This window comes from Buttiauxella gaviniae ATCC 51604 (assembly GCF_001654835.1).
In the GTDB taxonomy this organism is placed as follows: Bacteria; Pseudomonadota; Gammaproteobacteria; order Enterobacterales; family Enterobacteriaceae; genus Buttiauxella; species Buttiauxella gaviniae.
This window is the reverse complement of the sequence record NZ_LXEP01000068.1, coordinates 1-3,976: the sequence shown is the minus strand read 5'-3', so window position 1 is coordinate 3,976 and position 3,976 is coordinate 1. Positions and strand designations below refer to the sequence as shown.

Below are 3,976 nucleotides of genomic sequence, written 5' to 3'. Positions count from 1 at the left end.
CGTTCCACTGTAGGCGTCGGTGCATTCGCCCAGAGCATCAGCACCACAGCTTCCACACTTGACCGCGCAGAAGCAAAAATTGCCGCACAGGCCGCTGAAGAAGGCGCATCCTATAAAATCACCAGTGCGCAGTTCAAAAATCACGTACACATGACAGCTGAGCTGATCAAATAACGAATGGTCGCCGCAAAGCGGCGGGTTTTTCCCCTCAGGTTTAACGCCATTCAGCCCCTTCAGGGGCTTTTTTGTGTCTGTCGTCCGGCGGCAACTACCACTGTGAATTAAACATAACGTCTTATTTTTGCATGCACATATGAAAAAGCCCGCTATCGCGGGCTATTTGTCTGTGGTGAAAGTCGTTCACGGGCTGTGTCGTAAACAGCATTTTTATCACGTTTTCCGACAGCCACAACGAGGATAATTAACTCGCCATCCTCAACTTTATAAACTAAACGGACACCTGCGGTGCGCAGTTTGATTTTGTAGCAACCTTCAAGTCCGCGCAGACGGTTCGCGGGCCGATGTGGATCATCGACCAGTTTCGCTAATTTCTTTTTAAACTGGTTACGTACACTGGTATCCAGACGGTGCCATTCTTCGAAAGCGTCTTCGTAAAATTCAATTTCATAGGTCATCGAGTTTCACGCGTATCCGTTTGCCAGGGTTAGCCAGGCGAGCACGCGCCAGTTCGATGATATCTGCATCTTCGTCTGCCAGCAATGCGACCTGCACCGGTAAGCGATTATTCTGCGCAACGTACTCCAGGACTAGGCGCACAGCTTCGGACGTAGTAACACCTAACGCGTCAAGCGCTGCTCCAGAACGAGCCTTCAAATCGTCGTCGATGCGGATGTTCATAGTTGCCATGTTTACGACCTCATTGTATGTACGATTGTATGCACACATTGTACGCAGTAACCGGATAACTGGCAATAAAAGTCACCACCAGTGCACACTTCTGCGTGATCTTGTTACGATTTAAAACTTAATACGCACTCAGTTCACGAAAAATACTGAGTTACCTGACCAGAACGACAATAAAAAAGGCCGCTATTCAGCGGCCTTTTTTGCAATTCTTTATTCACACCACTTAGATGGTGATTTTCATCAACGATGATGACCTGTTACAGATTGAAAGTACCGAAAGAAACGCTCATGTTGTTGAAGAAAGAGATGATTTTATTAAGAAGTTTCATGATGGCATCCTGTACAGGTAAGTTGATTTTTATGTGATGTACGTCACAAAAAATTCTACTCGTGTTTTTTTATCCATTCAACATTTATTGTGATTTTTATCACAAAATTTTAATCCATCACGTTCTTTGAGATTGTAAAGTGCTCAGAGGCTACGATTTACCATAACGCCTCATTTCACGCACCACTCAGACGCGTTCAGTGCAATTCTGCCGAGTTCGCCGTAAAAGAAGCCCTGATACTGGCTGAAATCACGAAAAACGCACCTGATCAGTTTTGAACAGGTGCATGACTACGCATGAAAGCGAGCATCGAGGGATTTCAATGCATCCCGGCATCGAAACCGCCGAAAGGTCACAACAAGTTGTGACGCTGAGTGGGGTTGGATATCTCTTTGGCTTGATGAAAGAGAGGAGATATCTAGAGGCTTGTAGCAAAACGCAGTATCAGGGAAATAGCTGATAAATTATCACTGATAATGATCCCGGCGTTAATGCGTGCAATCATAGTAAGTTGTTGTTCTTCATTCAAAGTTAAAGGGCGACCAAAACCCTTTCCTGCTGCTCTTACCCTCGCAATATCTGAGTGCGTACGTTCAAGTAACAGTTCCCGCTCAGATTCCGCCACCGCTGAAATAACCCGCATGGTCATTCTCCCGGTAGTGTTTGTCAGATCAACACCTCCGAGTGCCGGGAAGTGAACATGAATATATGACGAAGCCAGCCGCCAAATGCCGATTCTCCAACACTCATCATTCTGACGCCGCAATGACTCAAAATGCCCGGACAAACGATCAGAATGTGCTGAATTTCATAATCTAGCCTGATATTTGAAGCAGAAAAGTTCACCGGGTATTTCATCTGACAGGGGCTTGACGCATTATTTTAGGAAATATCCCTTTATAAGCATAAAAACCTCATGAAAAATCCTGAAGAACTCGTCCCGATGGATGGCCCGATTTTTAACATGACCGATTATCTGGCCGCTATTCTTGACCGCTACAAAGCGGATGCCATCACACGTAACCAGGCCGTGACGCTGCTGCTGGATTTTATGGCGGATATGGCGGCGGCTGAAGAAGGGCGATTTGGTGGGGATGAAGACGAAATCCACTGACTGAACATTCAGCTCCGTTTCGCACTCAGGGTATCAGGGAAAATGCCGGGGTCAGTAGCAAGCCTACACTGCCCTGGCATCCGGAAGGTATGCAAGCCCCCGTACTCCCTGATCCTGTTATCACCACCGTACTATTGCGGTTTCGGTGGTGTGTAGCGCGGTGCAGGAGACTGCGGCACGGGTTGTATTTCGTCTTTCGGTTTATGAGCATCATAACCCGCCCACTGGCGCTGAACCGGATGCGTCAGAGGAACCTGTTTACCCCTGTCTGCACTAAACTGGCGGATAAACGCCATCGTGTTTTGCACGTAGTCTTTGTCACCACGAACCTCCACACACTCCCCGCTTTTCAGGCCAGAGATATGCATGGCCATCGCAACATGTTTACCTTTCTCCGCAGGGGCATCTGCAACTTCAACATAGCGTCCACGATCAATAAGAACGGGTTTACCGCCTGAAGAATACACCACGGCACCATCACGATTCACCGTAGTGTCATACCCTCTTATCCGTGGCGGTGTGATGTCATCGGCAACAGAATGCAGGAACATGTTCTGCGAAACCGCAGGAGTTCTGTTCTGCCTTTTCTCCCGGTAAGCCCAGCCACGTAACTGTGAAATCGCCGCACCATCCAGATGTGTCGCCTGCACTTCCACCCATGCCCGGTACGATAATGGTCGGGCGTCAGGTGAGGACTTGATAGCGTCACGCTCCGTGCGTATCTGGATCTTCAGTGCGGACATGGCCTTCAGCTTGTCCACTTCCAGCGCGCGGTACATCAGCTTACGCAACAATGGATCACGCTGCACCAGACGAACATGATTCTTGCGGATACGGTATTCCGCTGCCAGTTCCCGGAAACGGGTACGCATGTCCTCTTTTGAAATCCCCGGACGCACAAAACCCTTTTTATAGGTCTGATATCTGCCGATTAAATCTTCCCGGGCTTCCGCACGCGCAATACGGCGTTCTGCCCGCGCACCCCGATCACGACAATGCAGCAGACTGTCATAAAGAGATTCAATGGCCACACAGTTCTGCAACAGACGTCCGGGCACAGTGTCCCGCACAGGCGCTTTCTCAAATACACCGATCAGCTCCTGCTGTTCATCCAGTGTCAGCTCCGGATGCAGACGGCTGGCACGTAACGGAATATGGCTGTCATCGTTCAGATCATAAATAGCCAGCCCGGTCCCTTTCTGGCGTAACTCCAGCCCCGCTGCATGAAACACATCATGAATATCATCCCAGTTGTACTGCTGGCCTGAGATAAACAGGGTGTCAATTTTCTTCCGGCAGTGGTCCACGGCGTAGGTATGCAGGCTTTCCTTGTCACTGAAAAACTCCAGGCGACGGGCCGCAGCCGGTGCCGGTTTATAGAACTGCTTGTTACGCACAACCATACCCTGGTCGTTCACACGATACGGTCCGTTATCATGTTTCCACTGGTGCTTCATCTCCAGCTCACGACAACAACGGTCCAGCACAAAGTGGTCGTTATACAACGAGGCCGCTTTATAGGTCACCGGGTTCACACGGTTAACTGACAGGTGAACATGCAGGTTATCGGTGTCATCGTGGATAGCAAAAACATACTGATGGTCAGCCATACCCAGCCCTTTCAGGCAGTGACGGGCTGATTCAAAAATCTGATCAGGTGTCGGAC

General features: G+C 49.2%; 5 protein-coding genes and 1 pseudogene. 2 read left to right on the top strand and 4 right to left on the bottom strand.

Annotated elements, in window-relative coordinates; translation table 11 throughout:
• Positions 1–174, top strand: a 174-nt coding sequence (locus M977_RS23645) for a YdgH/BhsA/McbA-like domain containing protein (protein WP_483413595.1), incomplete at its 5' end; no start/stop codon positions are given.
• Between the two features lie 152 nt (positions 175–326).
• Here the strand turns inward: M977_RS23645 and M977_RS23640 are convergent.
• The 3 genes and pseudogenes from M977_RS23640 to M977_RS23630 all read right to left on the bottom strand — a co-directional run.
• Positions 327–635, bottom strand: a complete 309-nt coding sequence (locus tag M977_RS23640; protein WP_064519582.1) for a type II toxin-antitoxin system RelE family toxin — start codon at positions 633–635, stop codon at positions 327–329.
• Positions 625–867: a type II toxin-antitoxin system RelB/DinJ family antitoxin gene (locus tag M977_RS23635; RefSeq protein ID WP_064519579.1), complete on the bottom strand. Its 243-nt coding sequence runs from the start codon at positions 865–867 to the stop codon at positions 625–627. The genes M977_RS23640 and M977_RS23635 overlap by 11 nt, the downstream gene beginning before the upstream one ends.
• A 747-nt stretch (positions 868–1,614) precedes the next feature.
• Positions 1,615–1,920 (bottom strand): annotated as a pseudogene (locus tag M977_RS23630) (recombinase family protein); the annotation flags it as partial.
• A 192-nt stretch (positions 1,921–2,112) separates the two neighbouring features.
• On the opposite strand from M977_RS23630, the gene M977_RS23625 reads away from it, so the two are divergent.
• Entirely contained in the window at positions 2,113–2,310 is a 198-nt protein-coding gene (locus M977_RS23625; protein ID WP_064519576.1) for a hypothetical protein, read from the top strand.
• 131 nt (positions 2,311–2,441) lie between these two features.
• Here the strand turns inward: M977_RS23625 and traI are convergent.
• A partial coding sequence (traI, locus tag M977_RS23620; protein ID WP_064519573.1) for a TraI/MobA(P) family conjugative relaxase occupies positions 2,442–3,976 on the bottom strand: 1,535 nt, incomplete at its 5' end.

Coding starts and splice junctions, on each gene's coding strand:
- M977_RS23640 (WP_064519582.1), bottom strand. CDS start 635: ATGACCTATGAAATTGAATTTTACGAAGACGCTTTCGAAGAATGGCAC.
- M977_RS23635 (WP_064519579.1), bottom strand. CDS start 867: ATGGCAACTATGAACATCCGCATCGACGACGATTTGAAGGCTCGTTCT.
- M977_RS23625 (WP_064519576.1), top strand. CDS start 2,113: ATGAAAAATCCTGAAGAACTCGTCCCGATGGATGGCCCGATTTTTAAC.